Here is a 17,081-nt window from a genome sequence, read left to right on the forward strand (position 1 = left end):
CGGCGGCCGGCTAGGCTTGCGGCATGATGCCGACTCGCCGCGCCCTGCTGGGCGCCTCGCTCGCCCTTCCTGCCTTGCGCCTCGCCCGCGCGCAGGACGTGGCGCCGCCGCCGGTCCTGCTCATCCATGGCAATGGCGACCACGCGGCGCTGTGGATGACCACGCTCTGGCGCTTCGAAAGCAACGGCGTGGCGCGCGACCGCCTCCTGGCCGTGAACATGCCCGACCCACTGGCGCGCGCGAATGACGCGGTGCCGCAGCCCAACCGCTCCTCCGCCGCCGAGCAGACCGAGCGCCTCGCCGCCTTCGTGCGCGAGCTGCGCGCTCGCACGGGCGCGCCGCGCGTGGCGCTGGTGGGCAACAGCCGCGGCGGCTACCCGATCCGCGACTTCGTCGCCCATGCGGGCGGCGCGCCGGAGGTGTCGCACGCCGTCACCTGCGGCACGCCCAATCGCGGCGTTTATGACTGGGAGTGGAACGAGGGCAGCGAGTTCAACGGCCGCGCCCCCTTCCTGCGCCGCCTGAATGGCGGAACGACCGACGTGGTGGAGGGCACGGCATTCCTCACGCTGCGCTCGGACAGCGATCTCTACGCGCAGGCCGATGGGCGCTATGTCGGCCGGCCCGGCACCCCCACCGGCGTGGACCGGGATGGACCCTCCCTGCGCGGGGCCACCAACATCCTCTTGCCTGGCCTCGACCACCGCGAGGTCGCGTATCACTGGCGCGCCTTCCGCGAGTATTTCCGCTTCATCGCGGGGCGCGAGGCGCGGAACCTCGACGTTTCGCCCGAGGCGCGGCCGGTGCTGAACGGCCTCGTCACCGGACTGGCCTCCGGCGCGGCCACCAACCGCCCGGTCGCCGGGGCGCGAGTCGAGGTGTTCCGCGTGAACCCGGCGACCGGCGAGCGCCAAGGCGAGGCGCTCCACGCGCGCGAGACCGGTGCGGACGGCGTCTGGGGTCCCGTCGCGGTCGAGCCCTCCTTGTTCCTGGAGATCGTGCTGGCGGCGCCCGGCCATCCCATCGCGCATTTCTTCCGCTCGCCCTTCCCGCGCGGGACGGAGGTCCTGCATCTGCGCCCGCCTGCGCCCCCGGCCGAGGCCGACCGCGCCGCCGGGTCGCTGGTGCGGCTGACGCGGCCGCGCGGCTATTTCTCCTGGCCGCGCGACGTGGTGCTGCTGGATGGGCGCGAGGTGGCGGAGCGGCGCGAGGGCGTGGCGAGCGTCGCCACCGCCACGCTGCGCCTGCCGGCCGATCGCGCCGGCTCCCCGGTGCGGGGGGTGTTCAACACGGAAGCCCTCACCGCCCGCGCCCTGCCGCTGGCCGAGAACCGCATCAGCATCGCGGAGATGACGTGGTGAGCATCACGCACGTCGTCTTCGACGTGGGTGGGGTGCTGGTGAACGAGGCGCGCATGTGGCGCGGCTGGGCCGAGGTGGTGGGGCTGGACGAGGCCGCCTTCCTCGCTGCGCTGCGCGACGGCATCGAGCGCGGCCTGGGCATCGGCGGCACGGTGCGCGAACTGGCGCCGGGCCTCGACATTGCCACCCACCGTGCGCGGCTGGCGGCGCTGGAAATCCCGGGGGAGGGGGATCTCTACCCCGATGTGCGCCCTGCCCTCCAGGCGTTGCGCGTGGCGGGGCTGCGGCTCGGCATCGCCGGCAACCAGCCGCGCGGCGTGGCCGAGGCGCTGGCCGCGCTCGACCTCGGCGTCGAGTTCGTCGCCACCAGCGCCGACTGGGGCGTGAGCAAGCCGGATCCGCGCTTTTTCGGCCGCGTTGCCGATTCCTGCGGCACGGAGCCGCGGCGCATCGCCTATGTGGGGGACCGGCTGGACAACGACGTGGCGCCGGCCCGCGCGGCGGGGATGAGGCCCGTCCTGATCCCGCGCGGCGTGTGGGGCCACGTGGGCGGGCGCGGCGACATCACCAAGCTGACGGAGCTTCCGCGATGGCTCGCTTCCTGATCCCCCTCGCCCTGGCGCTCGCGCCCGGGGTCGCGGCCGCCGAGGGCTGCAACCCGCCCGCGCCGCTGCGCTTCGTCGCGGGTGCCAGCGGCACGGTGTTGGATGGTGCCGTGCCGCGCGGCGCGCCGGACTGCTTCACCCTGCGCGCCCGCGCCGGCCAGGTGATGGAGGTGCGGGTGGAAAGCCCCGAGCGCAACGCGGCGCTGTCCGTCTGGGCGCCGGGATGGCGGCTCGCGGTGGACGGCACCGCGGTGGACATCGCGCCGGAGCCGCTCGACACGGGCGACGGCAAGCGCTTCCGCCTGAGCCTTCCGCGCAGCGGCGAATACCTGCTGGTCATGGGCACCGAGCGCGGCGGCGCGCCCTACCGGATGACGCTTTCGATCCGCTAGGGGATCACTGCTCCTTGTAGCGGTAGCCGATGCCGTAGAGCGTCTCGATCTGCGCGAAATCGTCATCCACCGCCCTGAACTTCTTGCGGACGCGCTTCACGTGGCTGTCGATGGTGCGGTCATCCACGTAGATGTTCTCGCCATAGGCGGAGTCGATCAGCTGGTCGCGGTTCTTCACGAGGCCGGGCCGCGCCGCCAGCGTCTTCACCAAGAGGAACTCGGTGACGGTCAGCTGCACCGGCTTGCCCCGCCAGGTGCAGGAATGCTTGGTCTCGTCCAGCACGAGGTCGCCGCGCACCATGAGGCCGCCCGGCGCCTGACCGCTCGCCTCCGCCCGGCTCGCCTCGTTGCGGCGGAGCAGGGCGCGGATGCGCTCCAGCAGCAGGCGCTGCGAGAAGGGCTTGGTGATGTAGTCGTCGGCGCCGAGGCGCAGCCCCATCACCTCGTCCACCTCCTCGTCCTTGGAGGTGAGGAAGATGACCGGCATGGTGGAGCGGGCGCGCAGGCGCTGCAGCAGCTCCATCCCGTCCATGCGCGGCATCTTCACGTCCAGCACGGCGAGGTCGGCGGGCTTGCTCATCAGCCCCTGCAGCGCGCTTTCCCCATCCGTGTAGGTGCGGACGGCGTAGCCTTCCTGCTCCAGCGTCATGGAGACGCTGGTGAGGATGTTGCGGTCGTCGTCCACGAGGGCGATGGTCTGCGGCATCAGCGGTAATCCGGTTAGCATCTGCACGGAATATGGCAGGCAATTGTGGCAAGGCGAGGCCAAGGGGTGAACGCATCATGGCGGGCGACGCTGCCTTGACCCGCCCCCGGCCCGGCGGGACACAGGGCGCATGACCGAGGATGACGGCTTCGCCGCCCGCCGCCTGATCCGTGCCGCCCGCTCCGCCACTCTGGCGACGGAGGCGGACGGCCAGCCCTTCGCCTCGCTGGTCACACCGGCCACCGCGCCGGACGGCGCGGTGCTGCTCTGGCTGTCCACCCTGTCTGAGCACACGCGGCAGCTTCGCCGCAACGGGCGCTGCGCCCTGCTTTTCACTGGCGCGGCCGAGGGGCCGAACCCGCAGACGGCGCCCCGCGTCACCCTGACCGGCTTGGCCGAGGCGGTGGAGGACCCGGCGCTCAAGGTGCGTTGGCTAGCCGTGCATCCCTATGCCGCGCTTTATGCTGACTTCGCCGATTTCGGGCTTTGGCAGGTCCGGCCGGGCGGGGCGCTGCTGGTGGGCGGCTTCGCCCGCGCCCGCCGTCTGTCCGCCGCCGAACTGGCGCCGCCGCCGGCCGAATCGGTGCTCGCCGCCGAGTCGGACATTGTTGGGCACGTCAATGCCGACCATCCGGATGCCGTCGCCGCCATCGCCGCCGCCCTGGGCGGGGACGGTGGGGAATGGCGCCTCGTGACCGTGGATGCCGATGGCTGCGACCTCGCATCCGGGGAAAAAGCGGCCTTGCGCCTCGCTTTCCGCGCGCCTGCGACCACGCCTGCGGCGGTGCGGGAGGAGCTGGTCCGGGCCGCCCGCGAAGCGCGGGCCAAGACAGCATAACACTGGGGGAAGCCGGCGGTTTCCTTTGCTGCGCCTGCGTTGTGAGGTCATTGACCGGCGGTCCGGCGCGGCCCTATTTCCGCCAAAGCCTTGCTCCATCAGCGCCCCGCCGGGATCTGAATCCGAGTCTCGGCGCTCGAGCCATTTGGGAACACCGCATGTCCGCATCCGCCCTTGCCGGCACCGGCGTCGCCGCCGCCTCCACGGTTCACGCCAACCTCACTGCCCCGGCGCTGGTGCAGCACGCGCTTTCCCGCGGCGAGGGTCGCCTTTCGGCCGATGGCGCCTTTATTGCCCTGACCGGCCAGCACACGGGCCGCTCCGTCCAGGACAAGTTCGTGGTGGACGACCCTTCCGTCTCCGAGCAGGTCTGGTGGGGCAAGATCAACCAGAAGATGGCGCCGGAGAAGTTCGCCGGCTTCGCCGCCCGCGTCCGCGAGTGGCTGGGCGCCCGCCCGGTCCTGTTCACCCAGGACCTTTATGCCGGCGCCGATCCGGCGCACCGCATCCGCGTGCGCCTCGTCACCACCAATGCCTGGCACGCGATGTTCGCGCGCAACATGTTCATCCGGCCCCCGGTGGCGGAGCTGGAGGGCTTCACACCCGACTTCACCATCGTGCATGCCCCGGAATTCGAAGCGGACCCGGCGCGCGATGGCTGCCGCTCCTCCACCTGCATCGCCCTGTCCTTCGCGGCGAAGACCATCGTGATCGCGGGCACGAGCTACGCCGGCGAGATCAAGAAGAGCATCTTCACCGTCATGAACTGGCTGCTGCCGGAGCGTGGCGTGCTGCCGATGCATTGCTCCGCCAACGTGGGCAGGAAGGGCGACGTGGCGCTGTTCTTCGGCCTGTCCGGCACGGGCAAGACCACGCTGAGCAGCGACCCCGAGCGCGCGCTGATCGGCGATGACGAGCATGGCTGGAGCGACACGGGCGTCTTCAACTTCGAGGGCGGCTGTTACGCCAAGGTCATCAAGCTCTCCAAGGACGCCGAGCCGCAGATCTGGGACGCCTCCCACCGCTTCGGCGCGGTTCTGGAGAACGTGGTGGCGGATGAGCGGGGCGTGCTCGACCTCGACGACAACCGCTTCACCGAGAACACCCGCTCCTGCTACCCGATCGAGTTCATCCCGGGCATCGCGCCGGGCGGGGTGGCGGGCCTGCCGAAGAACGTGGTGATGCTGACGGCCGATGCCTTTGGCGTGCTGCCGCCCATCAGCAAGCTGACGCCGGCCCAGGCCATGTACCACTTCCTGTCCGGCTACACCGCACGCGTCGCGGGCACGGAGAAGGGCCTGGGCAAGGAGCCGCAGGCCACCTTCTCCACCTGCTTCGGCGCGCCCTTCCTGCCGCGCCACCCCGAGGTCTATGGCAAGATGCTGGCCGAGCGCATCGCGCGCGACGGCGCCGATTGCTGGCTGGTGAACACGGGCTGGACGGGCGGCGCCTACGGCACCGGCCACCGCATGAGCATCGGGCACACCCGCGCCCTGTTGCGCGCGGCCCTCGATGGCTCGCTGGCCAATGCGGAGTTCGAGAAGGACCCGTTCTTCGGGCTGATGATCCCGAAATCGGTCCCGGGCGTGCCGGCCGAGGTGCTGAACCCGCGCGCGGCCTGGGCCGACAAGGCCGCCTATGACCGCACCGCGGCGGAGCTGGTGCGCCGCTTCGAGGCGAATTTCGAAAGCTTCGCCGGCGCCGTCGGCGAGGACGTGAGGGCCGTGGCCATCAAGGCCGCCGCGTGAGGCTCGTGGCCCCCGCGCTTCACGCGGCGGGGGGCAGCACCTTGTCGCGGTAGTTGCAGAAGCGGACCGCCGGGCAGCGCCAGCATTCGGGCTGGCGCGCCTTGCACACGTGCCGCCCGTGCAGGATCAGCCAGTGATGCGCGTCCCGCAGCAGGCCGGGCGGGCAGCGCTTCACCAGCATGTCCTCCACCTCCCGCGGGTTGTGCCCGGGGGCGAGGCCGGTGCGGTTGCCGAGGCGGAAGATGTGCGTGTCCACCGCCATCGTCTCCTCGCCGAACATCACGTTCAGCACCACGTTGGCGGTCTTGCGCCCGACGCCCGGCAGCGCCTCCAGCCCTTCCCGCGTGCGCGGGACCTCGCCGCCATGGCGCTCGACCAGCAGCGCGCCCAGCGCGGCGAGGTTGCGCGCCTTTCCCTGCCACAGCCCGAGGCGGCGGATCAGTGGGCCGATCCCCTCCGCCCCCAGCGCCGCCATGGCGGCCGGGTCGGGCGCCGCCTCGAACAGGGCGGGGGTGACCTTGTTCACCATGGCGTCCGTGCTCTGCGCCGAAAGCACGACGGCGCAGAGCAGGGAAAAGGCGTCGGTGTAGATCAGCTCGGTCTGCGGCGTGGGATTGGCGGCGGCGAGGGCGTGGAGGAAGGCGGCGGCCTGGTCGCGCGGCATCAACCGGGCGCAGCGTGGGGCGCGGGCGGTGCCGTGAAGCGGCGTCTTGGGGGTTTTCTCCACGCGGAGCGTTCTATCTGATGGGGAGATGCCGCACAGCCCCGCCCTGTTCGAGGCGCGCTCCGCGCCCCTGCTCAGCATGGATGAGCGCGGATTCCGGCTGGTGGCGGGGCTGCTGCTGCTCGGCTTCACCTTCGGCGGCACGGTCTGCACCCTGATGGGCGCCTGGCCGGTGACGGTGTTCGCCGGGGTGGAGGTGGCGCTGGTCATCCTGCTCCTCGCCACCTACCGGACCCGGGCCGCCACCTCCGCCGAGCTGGTGATGCTCACCGAGGGGCGGCTGCTGGTGCGGCGGCGCGAGGGGCGGCGCCAGATGCAGGCGGAATTCGACCCGTTCTGGGCCCGGCTGGCCTGGGACGGGGAGGGAAGGCTGGTGGTGCGGCACCGCGCCCGCAGCGTCGAGATCGGCCGCTTCCTGCCGCCGGAGGAGAAGCGCGCCCTGGAAGCCGGGCTCGCCGCCGCGCTGCGCCGCTACCGCGAGCCGGTCTTCGACAACCCACAGCTTCGCGACGGTTGAGCTATTCGGCGGCCGCCAGGGCGCGGCGCTGGCGTCCCCGCTCCTGCCACAGCGCCATGGCCACCGCGATGCCCATGCAGGCGGTCGCGGCGGTGAAGACGGAAAGCGGCCGTCCGTTGTCCAGCATCCAGCCCCAGGCGGGCGGCCCGGCCACGCCGCCGATGTTGAACCCCGTGCTCACCACGCCAAATACCGCCCCGGCCTGGCCCGGCGGCGCGGCGGCGCGGACCAACATGTCGCGCGAAGGCATGATGATGCCTGACAGGAAGCCGGACAGCCCCATCACCAGCAGCAGCGGCACGATCCCCATGGGCACCAGCCCGGCCAGCAGGATCAGCGCCCCCGCCGTGCCGAATCCGCCCGCCGCGACCAGACCGTGCCGCCGCGTGCGGTCGGCCACCCAGCCCCCGGCCAGCACGCCGGCCGCGCTCATCGCCAGCCACGCGGTCAGCGCCATGTTGCCCGACACCAGCGAAAGCCCATGCGCCTGGTTCCAGGCCGAGACGGCGAAGCCCTGCACCGCGCCGGAGGACAGCGCGATCATCACGAAGAACCCGGTCATGGCGATGACGGTGGGGGACAGGATGCGCGGCTTCACCCCGCCGGCATGGACGGCGCGGGGCCGGATGCGCTCGCCGGCCGCGTCGCGCAGCAGGGGCAGGGCGAAGAGCGGGCCCAGCAGCCCCACGGCGACCAGCGCACCGCCCGCGCCGAACAGCCAGGCCGCGCCCAGCATGAAGGCCGGCGCCATGGCGCTGCCCAGGTAGCCCGCGAAGGTGTGCAGCGAAAAGGCGCGGCCCACATGCGCCTCGTTCATGGAGGAGCCGAGGATGGCGTAGTCCGCCGGGTGGTAGACGCTGTTGGCGAGGCCGGCGAGCACGGCGGCCACCAGCAGCCCGGCATAGCTGCCCATGATCCCCGCCAGCACGAAGGCGATCCCGCCCAGCAACAGCCCGCCCACCAGCGCCCGGCGCGGCCCGAACCGGTCCACCCAGAACCCCATCGGCGCCTGGGTGACGGCGGAGACGACGTTGAACAGCGTCAGCGCCAGCCCAAGCTCCACGAAGCCCACGTCGAAGGATTCGCGCAGCAGGGGAAAGAGCGGCGGCAGGGCGAGGATGTGGACGTGGCTGACGAAATGCGCGCCGGACACGCTCGTCAGGACACGGCGCTCCTCAGGCGCGAAGCTCATCGGCGGTTCCTCGGATCTTTGCGCCAGCATGGCAGCGGGGCGCCGCACAGGCCACCCATCCCCAAAGCGCCTCTGCCCTGTGCCGGTTGGCGGGGCGGGGCGAAGCCACGCTATAGCCGGGCCGGACCGGAACGGGGAAAAGGGAACCATGCCGAGACTGTCCGGCAAGATCTGCGTCGTCACGGGCGCGGCGCGCGGCATCGGCCGCGCCATCGCCGAGGCCTTCCACGCCGAGGGCGCGACGGTGATCGCCACCGACAAGGACGTGAAAGCCGGGCAGGCCATGGCGACCACCCTCGGCTGCCGCTTCGAGCGGCTGGAGGTGAGCCGGGAAGCCGATTGGCAGGGCTTCGAGGCAAAGGTCCCGACGGCCGACGTCGTGGTCAACAACGCCGGCATTACCGGCTTCGAGGAGGGCGCGGTGGCGCACGATCCCGAGCACGCGACGCTGGAGGATTGGCGCCACGTGCACCGGGTGAACACCGACGGCACCTTTCTCGGCTGCCGCTACGCCATCCGGGCAATGAAGGCCCGCGGCACCGGCTCCATCATCAACGTCTCCTCGCGTTCCGGCCTCGTCGGGATTCCCATGGCCGCTGCCTATGCGGCCTCCAAGGCGGCGATCCGCAACCACACCAAGACGGTGGCGCTCTACTGCGCGCAGCAGGGTTGGCGCATCCGCGCCAACTCGATCCACCCGGCCGCCACCCTCACCCCGATGTGGGAGCCGATGCTCGGCAGCGGCGCCGAGCGGGAGGAGCGCATGCGGCGGCTGGTCGCCGACACGCCGCTGCGGCGCTTCGGAGAGCCAGGGGAGGTGGCCGCCCTGGCGGTGATGCTGGCCTCCGATGAGGCCACCTACATGACGGGCGCCGAGCTGAGCCTCGATGGCGGGCTTCTCGCCGGATCAGCGGCCGCGCCGGGCTAGTGCGCCTCCGCCCAGTTCCGCCCGGTGCCGATCTCCACCAGCAGCGGCACGCGCAGCGTGGCGACGCCCTCCATCACCCCGCGCAGCAGCGTGCCCGTCGCCTCGGCCTCCTCCTCCGGTACTTCCAGCACCAGCTCGTCATGCACCTGCAGCAGCATGCGACCACGCAGCCCGGCATCGGCGAGGGCGCGGGGCACGCGCACCATGGCGCGCTTGATCACCTCCGCCGCCCCGCCCTGGAAGGGGGCGTTGATCGCCTGCCGCTCGGCGCCGGCGCGGAAGGCGGGATTCCGGTCGTCGATGTTGCGGATCCACAGCCGCCGCCCGAAGGGGGAGCAGACGAACTTGTTGGTGCGCGCCTCGTCCTTGATGCGCTCCATCGCCGCCAGGATGCCGGGGTAGCGGGCGAAATAGGCGTCGATCACTCCCTTCGCCTCGCCGGTCGGGATGCCCAGCCGCGCGGCGAGGCCGAAGGCGCTCATCCCGTAGATGATGCCGAAGTTCAGCGTCTTGGCGCGGCGCCGTGCCTCGCGGTCCACCGCTTCCAGGGGAAGGCCGAAGATGTCGGCGGCGGTGCGGGCATGGATGTCCTCGCCGCGGCCGAAGGCCTCCATCAGGGACGGCACCTCCGCCAGATGCGCCAGGAGGCGCAGCTCGATCTGGCTGTAGTCGGCCGCCAGCAGCAGGTGGCCCGGCTCCGCCACGAAGGCCCGGCGCAGCCGCGCGCCTTCCTCCGTGCGGATGGGGATGTTCTGCAGGTTGGGCTCGGTGGAGGACAGGCGGCCGGTCGAGGTGATGGCCATGGAGAAATCGGTGTGGACGCGGCCATCCGTGGCGATCTGCGCGATCAGCCCGTCCACGTAGGTGGTCTTCAGCTTGGCGATCTGCCGCCATTCCAGCACGGCGCGCGGCAGGGCGTGGCCCTGGGCGGCCAGGTCCTCCAGCACTTGGGCGTCGGTCGAGTAGGCGCCGGTCTTGCCCTTGCGCCCGCCCTTCAGCCCCATCTCGTCGAACAGGATCTCGCCCAGCTGCTTGGGCGAGCCGACGGAGAAGGGCCGCCCGGCCAGCTCGTGGATGCGGGCCTCGATCACCACCAGCCGCTCGGTGAAATCCTGGCCGATGCGCTCCAGCTCCTCGCGGTCCACACGGATGCCTTCCTGCTCCATCGCCATGAGCACTGGCACCATGCGCCGCTCCACCTTCTCGTAGAGGGCGAGCGACTTCTCGGGCAGGAGGCGCGGCTTCAGCAGGCGCCACAGGCGCAGCGTCACGTCCGCATCCTCCGCGCCGTAATGCGTGGCGCGGTCCAGCGGGACTTCGGCGAAGGGGATGCGGGCGCGGCCCGTGCCCGTCACCTCGTTGTAGGTGGTGCAGGTGTGGCCCAGATGCTCCAGCGCCAGCTCGTCCATGCCGTGGCCGTGCCGCCCGGCATCCATCGCGTAGGAGATCAGCATCACGTCGTCGAAGGGCGTGACGGCGAGCGCCCCGTTCTCCGGTCGCGCCAGCACTTCCAGGTCGTATTTCGCGTTCAGCAGCAGCTTGAGGACCGCCGGGTCCTCCATCACCGGGCGCAGCGCGGCAACGGCGTCCTCGAGCGGGATCTGGGGCGGCACCGGCTCCAGCATGTCGCGGCCGCGATGGCGCAGCGGCACGTAGCAGGCGCGGCCCGGCGCGGTGGCGAGGCAAATGCCGACGAGGTTGGCGTTCAGCGCGTCCAGGCTGTCCGTCTCGGTGTCGACGGCCAGGATGCCCGTTTCGCGCGCCTCGCGGATCACCGCGTTCAGCGCATCGAGATCCTGGATCGTGGCGTAGGGGCCGAAGGGCGCCGCCGCGGGGTCCACGACCGCGGGCCGGGCCGGGGCGACGATGCGGAAATCCTGCTTGCCCTCCGCCGCGTTGCCGAGGCCGGTGCGCGCGAGGATGGAACGGAAGTTGTTCTCCTCCAGGAAGGCGCGCAGCCGCGCCGGCTCCGGCGGCTTGGCCTTCAGCGCCTCCACCGGCTCGGGCAGGGGAGTGTTCTCGTCGAGCAGCACGAGGCGGCGGCTGATGCGCGCCTTCTCCGCGTTCTCCAGCAGCGCCTCGCGCCGCTTGGGCTGCTTGATCTCGCCGGCGCGCTCCAGCAGCGTTTCCAGGTCGCCGTATTCGGTGATGAGTTGGGCGGCGGTCTTCACGCCGATTCCGGGCACGCCGGGCACGTTGTCCGTCGAGTCGCCGGCCAGGGCCTGCACCTCCACCACCTTGGTGGGGGGCACGCCGAACTTCTCCAGCACCTGCGCCTCGCCGATCTCCGTGCGCTTGATCGGCTCCAGCATCACCACGCCGGGGCGGATCAGCTGCATCAGGTCCTTGTCGGAGGACACGATGGTGACGCGCCCGCCCGTCTTCTCCGTGAACTCGCGCGCATAGGCGGCGATCAGGTCGTCGGCCTCGAAGCCCGGCTGCTCGACGCAGGACACGCCGAAGGCGGCGGTCGCCTCGCGGATCAGCGCGAATTGCGGCACCAGCTCCGGGTCGGGGGGCGGGCGGTGCGCCTTGTATTCGGGGAAGATCTCCGAGCGGAAGGTCTTGCGCGCGTGGTCGAACACGACGGCGAGATGCGTCGCCGTGTGCTCGCGCAGGAAGCGCTCCAGCATCTGCGAGAAGCCGAACACCGCGTTGACCTGCGTGCCGTCCGGGCGCGTCACCGGCGGCAGGGCGTGGTAGGCCCGGAAGATGTAGCCGGAGCCGTCCACCAGGACGAGGTGCGGCTGCGACGCCTCCGCCTCCGGGGCGGCCGCGGCCTCAGTGGTGGTCGTCATGCCCCGCGCCCTCGGCCAGGCGGTAGGTGCGCGAGCAATAGGGGCAGACGACCTCGTCCCTTTCCATGCGCAGCGCGACGCGCGGATGGCCCAGCGTCCCGCCGCCGCCGTCGCACATGGGGGTGCGGGTGGTGACCATGAGGATTTCCGTGGGCGTCACGCCGGGGGTGAAGCGGGGGGCGTAGCCGGTCATCTTGTCGCGCATGGGCGGGAGAACATCCGGAATGTGATGAGGTTGGGACCATACCCTCTCCGCGACACGGAGGCATCCCCGGTGCGCGCGGCGCGAAGCCGCCTTATCATTGAGGGCAGATGCCCGCCCGCCTCTCCCTTCTCGCCCTGCTGCCCGCCTTGGCGGGCTGCGCGCCGCTGACCCTGCCCGCCGGCCCCGCGGTGCGCGAGGCGGCGATCGAGGCGCCCTTTTCCGGCCCCGCCCTGCCCTGGATGCCGCGCCCGGCCTATGCGCTCGCGCCCCCGCCGCCCGCGCCCAGGCCCTCCGGCCCGGCACCGGAGGCGGCGCTGGTGATGGCGGACGGGACGCAGCTTCCCCTGCGCGCCTGGCGCCCGGACGGACCGCCGCGCTTCGTGGTGCTGGGGCTGCATGGCCTCGCCGACCATGGCGGCAACTTCCTGGCCGATAGCGGCCCCTTGCTCGCACGCGGCGGGGCGCTGGTCTACGCCTACGACCAGCGCGGCTTCGGCTGGACGCCGAGCCGCGGCATCTGGCCGGGCACGGCCACGCTGGTGGAGGATGCGCGCACCGTGGCGCGCCTGCTCGCCGCGCGGCATCCCGGCGTGCCGCTCTTCCTGTTGGGCGAAAGCATGGGCGCCGCCGTCTCGATCCTGGCCGACCCGCCCGAGGCGTCGGGGCTGCTCCTCGCCGCCCCCGCCATCTGGTCGCGACGCGACATGTCGCCCCTGGTCCGCGGCACGCTGGCCGTCGCGTCGCGCCTCGTTCCCGCCGTGGCGGGCGGAGCCTCCTTCGGGGGCATCATGCCCTCCGACAACCGCGAGGCGATGCTGCGCATGGCGCGCGACCCGCTGGTGCTGCGCGAGGTGCGGGTGGACATGGCGAAGGGGCTGGTGGACCTGATGGACGAGGCGGTGGCAGCGCTTCCGCATTGCTGCGGGGACAAGCCCACCCTGTTCCTGCTGGGCGCGCGGGACGCGGTCGTGCCCACCCACATCTCGCACCGCGTACTGCGCCGCCTCGACGCGCCGCGCATCGCCCACTACCCCGATGGCTGGCACCTGCTGCTGCGCGACCAGGGGCGCGAGCGCGTGGTCGCCGACCTCCTCGCCTTCATGGCCGACCCTCGGTCCCCCCTGCCCGCCGAGGCGGCGGGGCAAGGCTGGCTGGCGGGGCCGGAGCCGTGACGCCGCGGGAGCGCCTGCGCGACTGGACCCCCGCGCCGCTGCCGCGCGCCTCGCTCTGGTGGCATGGGGCGGTGCTGGGCGGGGCCGCCGCCATGCCCACCCTCTGGGCCGAGGCGCTGGGGGCGGTGGCGCTGAACCACTTCCTGCTCGGCTGCGCCATGCATCCGCGCGCCGCGCTGCTCGGCCCCAATCTGCGCCGGCTTCCCGAACCGGCCGCCGGCGTGGCGCTGACCTTCGACGATGGGCCCGATCCGGAGGTGACGCCCCGCGTGCTGGACCTGCTGGACCGGCACGGGGCGCGCGCCACCTTCTTCTGCATCGGCCGCCGCGCCGCCCGGAACGGCCCGCTGCTGCGAGAGGCGCTGCGGCGCGGCCACGCGGTGGAGAACCATTCCCACCGCCATTCCCCCGCCTTCGCCGCGCGCGGCCCCTTCTGGCTGTGGCGCGAGGTTTCAGAGGCGCAGGCCGCGATCGCCGATGCCACGGGCGTCGCGCCGCGCTTCTTCCGCGCGCCGATGGGGCTGCGCTCGCCATTGCTGGACCCGGTGCTGGCGGCGGCGGGGCTCTCCCTCGTTTCCTGGACGCGGCGTGGCCACGACGCACTGTGGCGCGACCCGCGCCGCGCCCTGCGCCTCCTAGCGGGCGGACTGGCCCCTGGCGACATCCTCCTGATGCATGACGGCAACGCGGCGCGGCAGCGCTGCGGCACCCCGGTGGTGCTGGAAGTGCTGCCCGGATTGCTGGAGGCGATGGCCCGCGCCGGGCTCAGCGCCGCTGCCTTGCCCGCCGCAGCAGCAGCGCCGGAAACCGTCCCAGCATCCCCAGCACAAGCCGCGCATGCATGAAGGTGAGCAGCGCGTTGTCCCGCCCGTAGCGGAAATGCGACACGCCGCCCTCCTCGGCGGCGAGGTAGCGCACGGGGGCGGGGAGGTTCACCGCCGGCACCCCGGCCCAGGCCAGGCGCACCGCCGCCTCCGGGTCGAAGTCGAAGCGGCGCATCCAGGGATTGCGCTCCATCACCGACAGCAGGGGCGCGACCGGGTAGACGCGGAAACCAAACAGGGAATCCGCCACCGCGCCCAGCGTTTCGAGCCGCGTCCAGGCATTGGACACGCGCCGCCCCTTCACGCGGATGGCAGGCGCCTCCGCCCCGAAGACCGGCACGCCGAGGATCATCGCCTCCGGCCGCCCGGCCGAAGCTTCCATGAAGGCGGCGATGTGCCCGGCCGGGTGCTGCCCGTCGGAATCCATGGTGAGGGCGTGGGTGAAGCCCTCCTTCGCCGCCTCGCGCAGCCCGTGCAGCACCGCCGCGCCCTTGCCGCCGTTGCGCGGCAGGCGCAGCACGCGCAGCCCGGGGTCGGCCGCCGCCATCGCCTCCACCGGCGCCTCGCTGCCGTCGGTGGAGCCGTCCACCACCACCCAGACCGGCGCCCAGGCCGCGCGCGCCTCCCGCACCGTCTCGGCGAGGCGTTGGCCGGCATTGAAGCTCGGGATCAGGACGAGGCGATGCGGGTCGGGCGTCACGCGAGGCTCGCGCGGACATGGGCCTCGATGCGCCGGGTCAACGCGCCGACCTCGCCCTCCGGCGCGAATCGCTCGCCGAGGCGGAGGCGGAAGACCAGCGGCAGGACGGGGCGGCGCAGCAACGGCCAGCCTTTCTGGAGGTAGGGGCTGTCCGCCTCGATCAGAACGGTCTGGACCGGTGCGCCCACCTGCCGCGCCAGCACCCCGAAGGAGCGGTGGAAAGGATCGAGCGGCTTGTGCTCGGTGCGCGATCCCTCGGGAAAGATCAGCAGCGTCGCGCCCCCACGCACCGCGGCGGCGGCGCGGCGCATCATCGCGAGCGGCGCGTCGTTGCGGATATAGCCGGCCATCCGGATGCCGGGGCCGAGGAAGGCGTTGTCCCACAGCGTCGCCTTGGTGATGCAGACCACCCGCGGCAGGCGGGAGATGAGCAGCACCGCGTCCAGCATGCTGGGATGGTTGGCGGCGAGAAGCAGCCCCCGCTCGCCGCGCAGCGCATCGACCGCGGAAAAATCCACCCGCAGCACGCCCGTGATCCGCATCACCCAGAGCGACCAGCGGAACCCAGCCATGATGGCGAACTGCCCGATCCGCTGCCCCCGCGCCTCGGGCAGCAGGGGGCGCAGCACCAGGGCCGCGAGGCCCCAGAGAAGGCAGCTGCTGCCGAAGACGAACAGGCACAGCGGGAAGGCGAAGCCGTACCAAAGCCGCAAGGGCCAAGGCTGGAGCGCGGGGGCCGTGCTGCGCGTCATTTCGTGGCGAAGTTCCCTGGCGTGCCCTCCCCGCCATGCTACACGTCCGGCCCGCAAGGGGTCCAGATTGGCCGGGGAAGCATGAAACGGGACGAGGCCGGGGCAGCGCCGCCGCATGGCGTGCTCAGGGATTATTACGCGGATGCGCCGGACCGGCAGCGTTTCGTGCAGGATCTCTTCGACCGCACGGCTGGCGCCTATGACCCCATCAACAACGCCCTGGCGCTGGGTTCCGGCGGCTGGTACCGCCGCCAGGCCCTGCGGCGCGCCGGGCTGGCGCCGGGGATGCGCCTGCTGGACGTGGCGGTCGGCACCGGCGCCGTGTCGCGCGAGGCGGTGCGGATCCTCGGCCGGCCAGGGGACGTGGTCGGCCTGGACCTTTCCGCCGGCATGCTGGCGGTGGCGCGGCGCAACCTCCCGATCCCGCTGCTGCAGGCGGAGGCAGAGGCCATCCCGCTGGCCGATGCGAGCGTGGATTTCGTCAGCATGGGCTACGCGCTGCGCCACGCGGGCGACCTGCGCGCGCTGTTCACCGAGTTCCGCCGCGTCCTGCGCCCCGGCGGGCGCGTCCTGCTGCTGGAGATCGCGCGGCCCGAGGGGCGGCTGGCGCTGCGCGCGGCGCGGTTCTGGCTGGGCCGCGTGGTGCCGGCCGCCAGCCGCCTCTTCGGCCGCCGGGCGGCGCTGCTGATGCGCTACTACTGGGACACGATCGAGCAATGCGTCCCCCCGGCCGAGATCCTCCGTCACCTGCGCGAAGCCGGCTTCGCGGAGGTGGGCTGCGACGTCCAGCTGGGCGTGATGCGCGCCTATTCGGCCCGCAAGCCCGGATGAGCGCCATGGAGCCGCCCGCCCTTTGGCCGCTGGTGGAGCGGGTGGGCGCCCGCTACGCCGCGGCGCCCGCTTGGTCGCGCGGCTTCGTGCGCGGCAAGCTGCTTTCCGACCCGGTGACGCCCGCGCTGCTGCGCCTCGCCGCCGGTTGGGGTGGGCTGGGACGCCTCGTGGATCTGGGCTGCGGGCGGGGTCAGACGGGGCTCGCCCTTCTCCTGGCCGGGCTGGCGGAGGAGGTGACGGGGCTCGACCTCGACCCCGCCAAGATCCGCGACGCGACGGAGGCGGCGCGGGACCTGCCCGCGCGCTTCGCCGTGGCCGACCTGTCGGTGGCGGAGGTGCCCGAGGCGGACACGGCGATGATGCTGGACGTGCTGCTGCAGATGGAGGAGGCGACCCAGCTTCCGCTCCTGCGGCGCATCGCCGGCGCCGCGCGGCGCCGCGTCCTCGTCCGCGCCTTCGACCCGGCCGCCGGCTGGCGCGCCGCCCTGGGCAGCGCGATGGAGGAAGCGGGACGGCGCATCCGCCGCGACGGCTCGCATTTCCGGCCCATGCCCTTGGAGGCGCTCGCCGCGCCATTCCAGGAGGCGGGGTTCCGGGTGCAGGTCGCCCCCTGCTGGGGCTGGACGCCCCTGCCCAACGTGCTTCTGGTGGCGGAGCGGGCCGACTCGTGACGAAACCGTAGCCTCCATCTCGCTTGCGAGGGGGGGGTCCGGATTGCTAACCTGCTCTCCGTAAAGGAAATGCCGTGCGATCCGCCTGTCCGGCGGCTGGTCGCCGAGGTAAGGAAC

18 protein-coding genes are annotated in these 17,081 nt (G+C 72.5%); 11 read left to right on the forward strand and 7 right to left on the reverse strand.

From position 1 onward, the window contains the following. Window positions 1–23: 23 nt before the first annotated feature. Genes OF850_RS14400 through OF850_RS14410 form a run of 3 tightly spaced genes read left to right on the forward strand, consistent with a single transcriptional unit; the run spans window position 24 to window position 2,358 of the window. Window positions 24–1,361, forward strand: coding sequence for a hydrolase (locus OF850_RS14400; protein WP_301590954.1), 1,338 nt, complete (start codon window positions 24–26; stop codon window positions 1,359–1,361). Beyond that, window positions 1,358–1,966, forward strand: a complete 609-nt coding sequence (locus OF850_RS14405; RefSeq protein WP_301590955.1) for an HAD family hydrolase — start codon at window positions 1,358–1,360, stop codon at window positions 1,964–1,966. The genes OF850_RS14400 and OF850_RS14405 overlap by 4 nt, the downstream gene beginning before the upstream one ends. After that, complete coding sequence (locus OF850_RS14410; RefSeq protein WP_301590956.1) at window positions 1,951–2,358, forward strand: hypothetical protein; 408 nt, start codon at window positions 1,951–1,953, stop codon at window positions 2,356–2,358. Before OF850_RS14405 ends, OF850_RS14410 begins: the two co-directional genes overlap by 16 nt. Window positions 2,359–2,362: 4 nt before the next feature. On the opposite strand, the gene OF850_RS14415 is transcribed toward OF850_RS14410, so the two are convergent. Then, window positions 2,363–3,064 carry a response regulator transcription factor gene (locus tag OF850_RS14415; RefSeq protein WP_301590957.1) on the reverse strand — a complete coding sequence of 234 codons (702 nt, stop codon included), beginning with the start codon at window positions 3,062–3,064 and terminating at the stop codon, window positions 2,363–2,365. A gap of 130 nt (window positions 3,065–3,194) precedes the next feature. On the opposite strand from OF850_RS14415, the gene OF850_RS14420 reads away from it, so the two are divergent. Beyond that, window positions 3,195–3,902 carry a HugZ family pyridoxamine 5'-phosphate oxidase gene (locus OF850_RS14420; protein WP_301590958.1) on the forward strand — a complete coding sequence of 236 codons (708 nt, stop codon included), beginning with the start codon at window positions 3,195–3,197 and terminating at the stop codon, window positions 3,900–3,902. A 158-nt stretch (window positions 3,903–4,060) separates the two neighbouring features. Continuing rightward, window positions 4,061–5,650 carry a phosphoenolpyruvate carboxykinase gene (locus OF850_RS14425; protein ID WP_301590960.1) on the forward strand — a complete coding sequence of 530 codons (1,590 nt, stop codon included), beginning with the start codon at window positions 4,061–4,063 and terminating at the stop codon, window positions 5,648–5,650. A gap of 19 nt (window positions 5,651–5,669) precedes the next feature. Here OF850_RS14425 and nth read toward each other — a convergent pair whose 3' ends face one another. Then, window positions 5,670–6,314 (reverse strand): endonuclease III, encoded by a 645-nt coding sequence (nth, locus tag OF850_RS14430; protein ID WP_301591017.1) that lies wholly within the window; start codon window positions 6,312–6,314, stop codon window positions 5,670–5,672. 88 nt (window positions 6,315–6,402) lie between these two features. On the opposite strand from nth, the gene OF850_RS14435 reads away from it, so the two are divergent. Next, the gene (locus tag OF850_RS14435) at window positions 6,403–6,891 is read left to right on the forward strand and encodes a DUF2244 domain-containing protein (protein WP_301590961.1); all 489 of its coding nucleotides are present in this window, start codon (window positions 6,403–6,405) and stop codon (window positions 6,889–6,891) included. 1 nt (window position 6,892) lies between these two features. On the opposite strand, the gene OF850_RS14440 is transcribed toward OF850_RS14435, so the two are convergent. After that, on the reverse strand, window positions 6,893–8,083 hold the full coding sequence (locus OF850_RS14440) for an MFS transporter (protein ID WP_301590962.1): 1,191 nt from the start codon (window positions 8,081–8,083) through the stop codon (window positions 6,893–6,895). A gap of 148 nt (window positions 8,084–8,231) precedes the next feature. Here OF850_RS14440 and OF850_RS14445 point away from each other — a divergent pair, with 148 nt between their 5' ends. Next, on the forward strand, window positions 8,232–9,011 hold the full coding sequence (locus tag OF850_RS14445) for an SDR family oxidoreductase (RefSeq protein ID WP_301590963.1): 780 nt from the start codon (window positions 8,232–8,234) through the stop codon (window positions 9,009–9,011). On the opposite strand, the gene polA is transcribed toward OF850_RS14445, so the two are convergent. Next, window positions 9,008–11,809, reverse strand: a complete 2,802-nt coding sequence (gene polA, locus OF850_RS14450) for a DNA polymerase I (RefSeq protein WP_301590964.1) — start codon at window positions 11,807–11,809, stop codon at window positions 9,008–9,010. The genes OF850_RS14445 and polA overlap by 4 nt on opposite strands. Beyond that, entirely contained in the window at window positions 11,793–12,014 is a 222-nt protein-coding gene (locus tag OF850_RS14455; protein WP_301590965.1) for a zinc-finger domain-containing protein, read from the reverse strand. The genes polA and OF850_RS14455 overlap by 17 nt, the downstream gene beginning before the upstream one ends. Window positions 12,015–12,121: 107 nt before the next feature. Here OF850_RS14455 and OF850_RS14460 point away from each other — a divergent pair, with 107 nt between their 5' ends. Together OF850_RS14460 and OF850_RS14465 are read left to right on the forward strand one after the other, a co-directional pair. Then, complete coding sequence (locus tag OF850_RS14460) at window positions 12,122–13,186, forward strand: alpha/beta fold hydrolase (RefSeq protein WP_301590966.1); 1,065 nt, start codon at window positions 12,122–12,124, stop codon at window positions 13,184–13,186. Continuing rightward, the gene (locus OF850_RS14465) at window positions 13,183–14,031 is read left to right on the forward strand and encodes a polysaccharide deacetylase family protein (RefSeq protein WP_301590967.1); all 849 of its coding nucleotides are present in this window, start codon (window positions 13,183–13,185) and stop codon (window positions 14,029–14,031) included. Before OF850_RS14460 ends, OF850_RS14465 begins: the two co-directional genes overlap by 4 nt. Here OF850_RS14465 and OF850_RS14470 read toward each other — a convergent pair. Both OF850_RS14470 and OF850_RS14475 read right to left on the reverse strand, forming a co-directional pair. Beyond that, a complete protein-coding gene (locus OF850_RS14470; RefSeq protein ID WP_301590968.1) occupies window positions 13,952–14,710 on the reverse strand; it encodes a glycosyltransferase family 2 protein in 759 nt (252 codons plus the stop codon). The two genes, OF850_RS14465 and OF850_RS14470, sit on opposite strands and share 80 nt — an antisense overlap. After that, window positions 14,707–15,462, reverse strand: coding sequence for a lysophospholipid acyltransferase family protein (locus OF850_RS14475; RefSeq protein ID WP_301590969.1), 756 nt, complete (start codon window positions 15,460–15,462; stop codon window positions 14,707–14,709). The genes OF850_RS14470 and OF850_RS14475 overlap by 4 nt, the downstream gene beginning before the upstream one ends. 81 nt (window positions 15,463–15,543) lie before the next feature. Here OF850_RS14475 and OF850_RS14480 point away from each other — a divergent pair, with 81 nt between their 5' ends. Continuing rightward, entirely contained in the window at window positions 15,544–16,293 is a 750-nt protein-coding gene (locus OF850_RS14480) for a class I SAM-dependent methyltransferase (RefSeq protein WP_301590970.1), read from the forward strand. A gap of 5 nt (window positions 16,294–16,298) precedes the next feature. Next, entirely contained in the window at window positions 16,299–16,964 is a 666-nt protein-coding gene (locus OF850_RS14485) for a methyltransferase domain-containing protein (protein WP_301590971.1), read from the forward strand. Window positions 16,965–17,081: the final 117 nt, after the last annotated feature.

The sequence above is a fragment of the Sabulicella glaciei genome (assembly GCF_026183895.1).
GTDB lineage: Bacteria > Pseudomonadota > Alphaproteobacteria > Acetobacterales > Acetobacteraceae > Roseococcus > Roseococcus glaciei.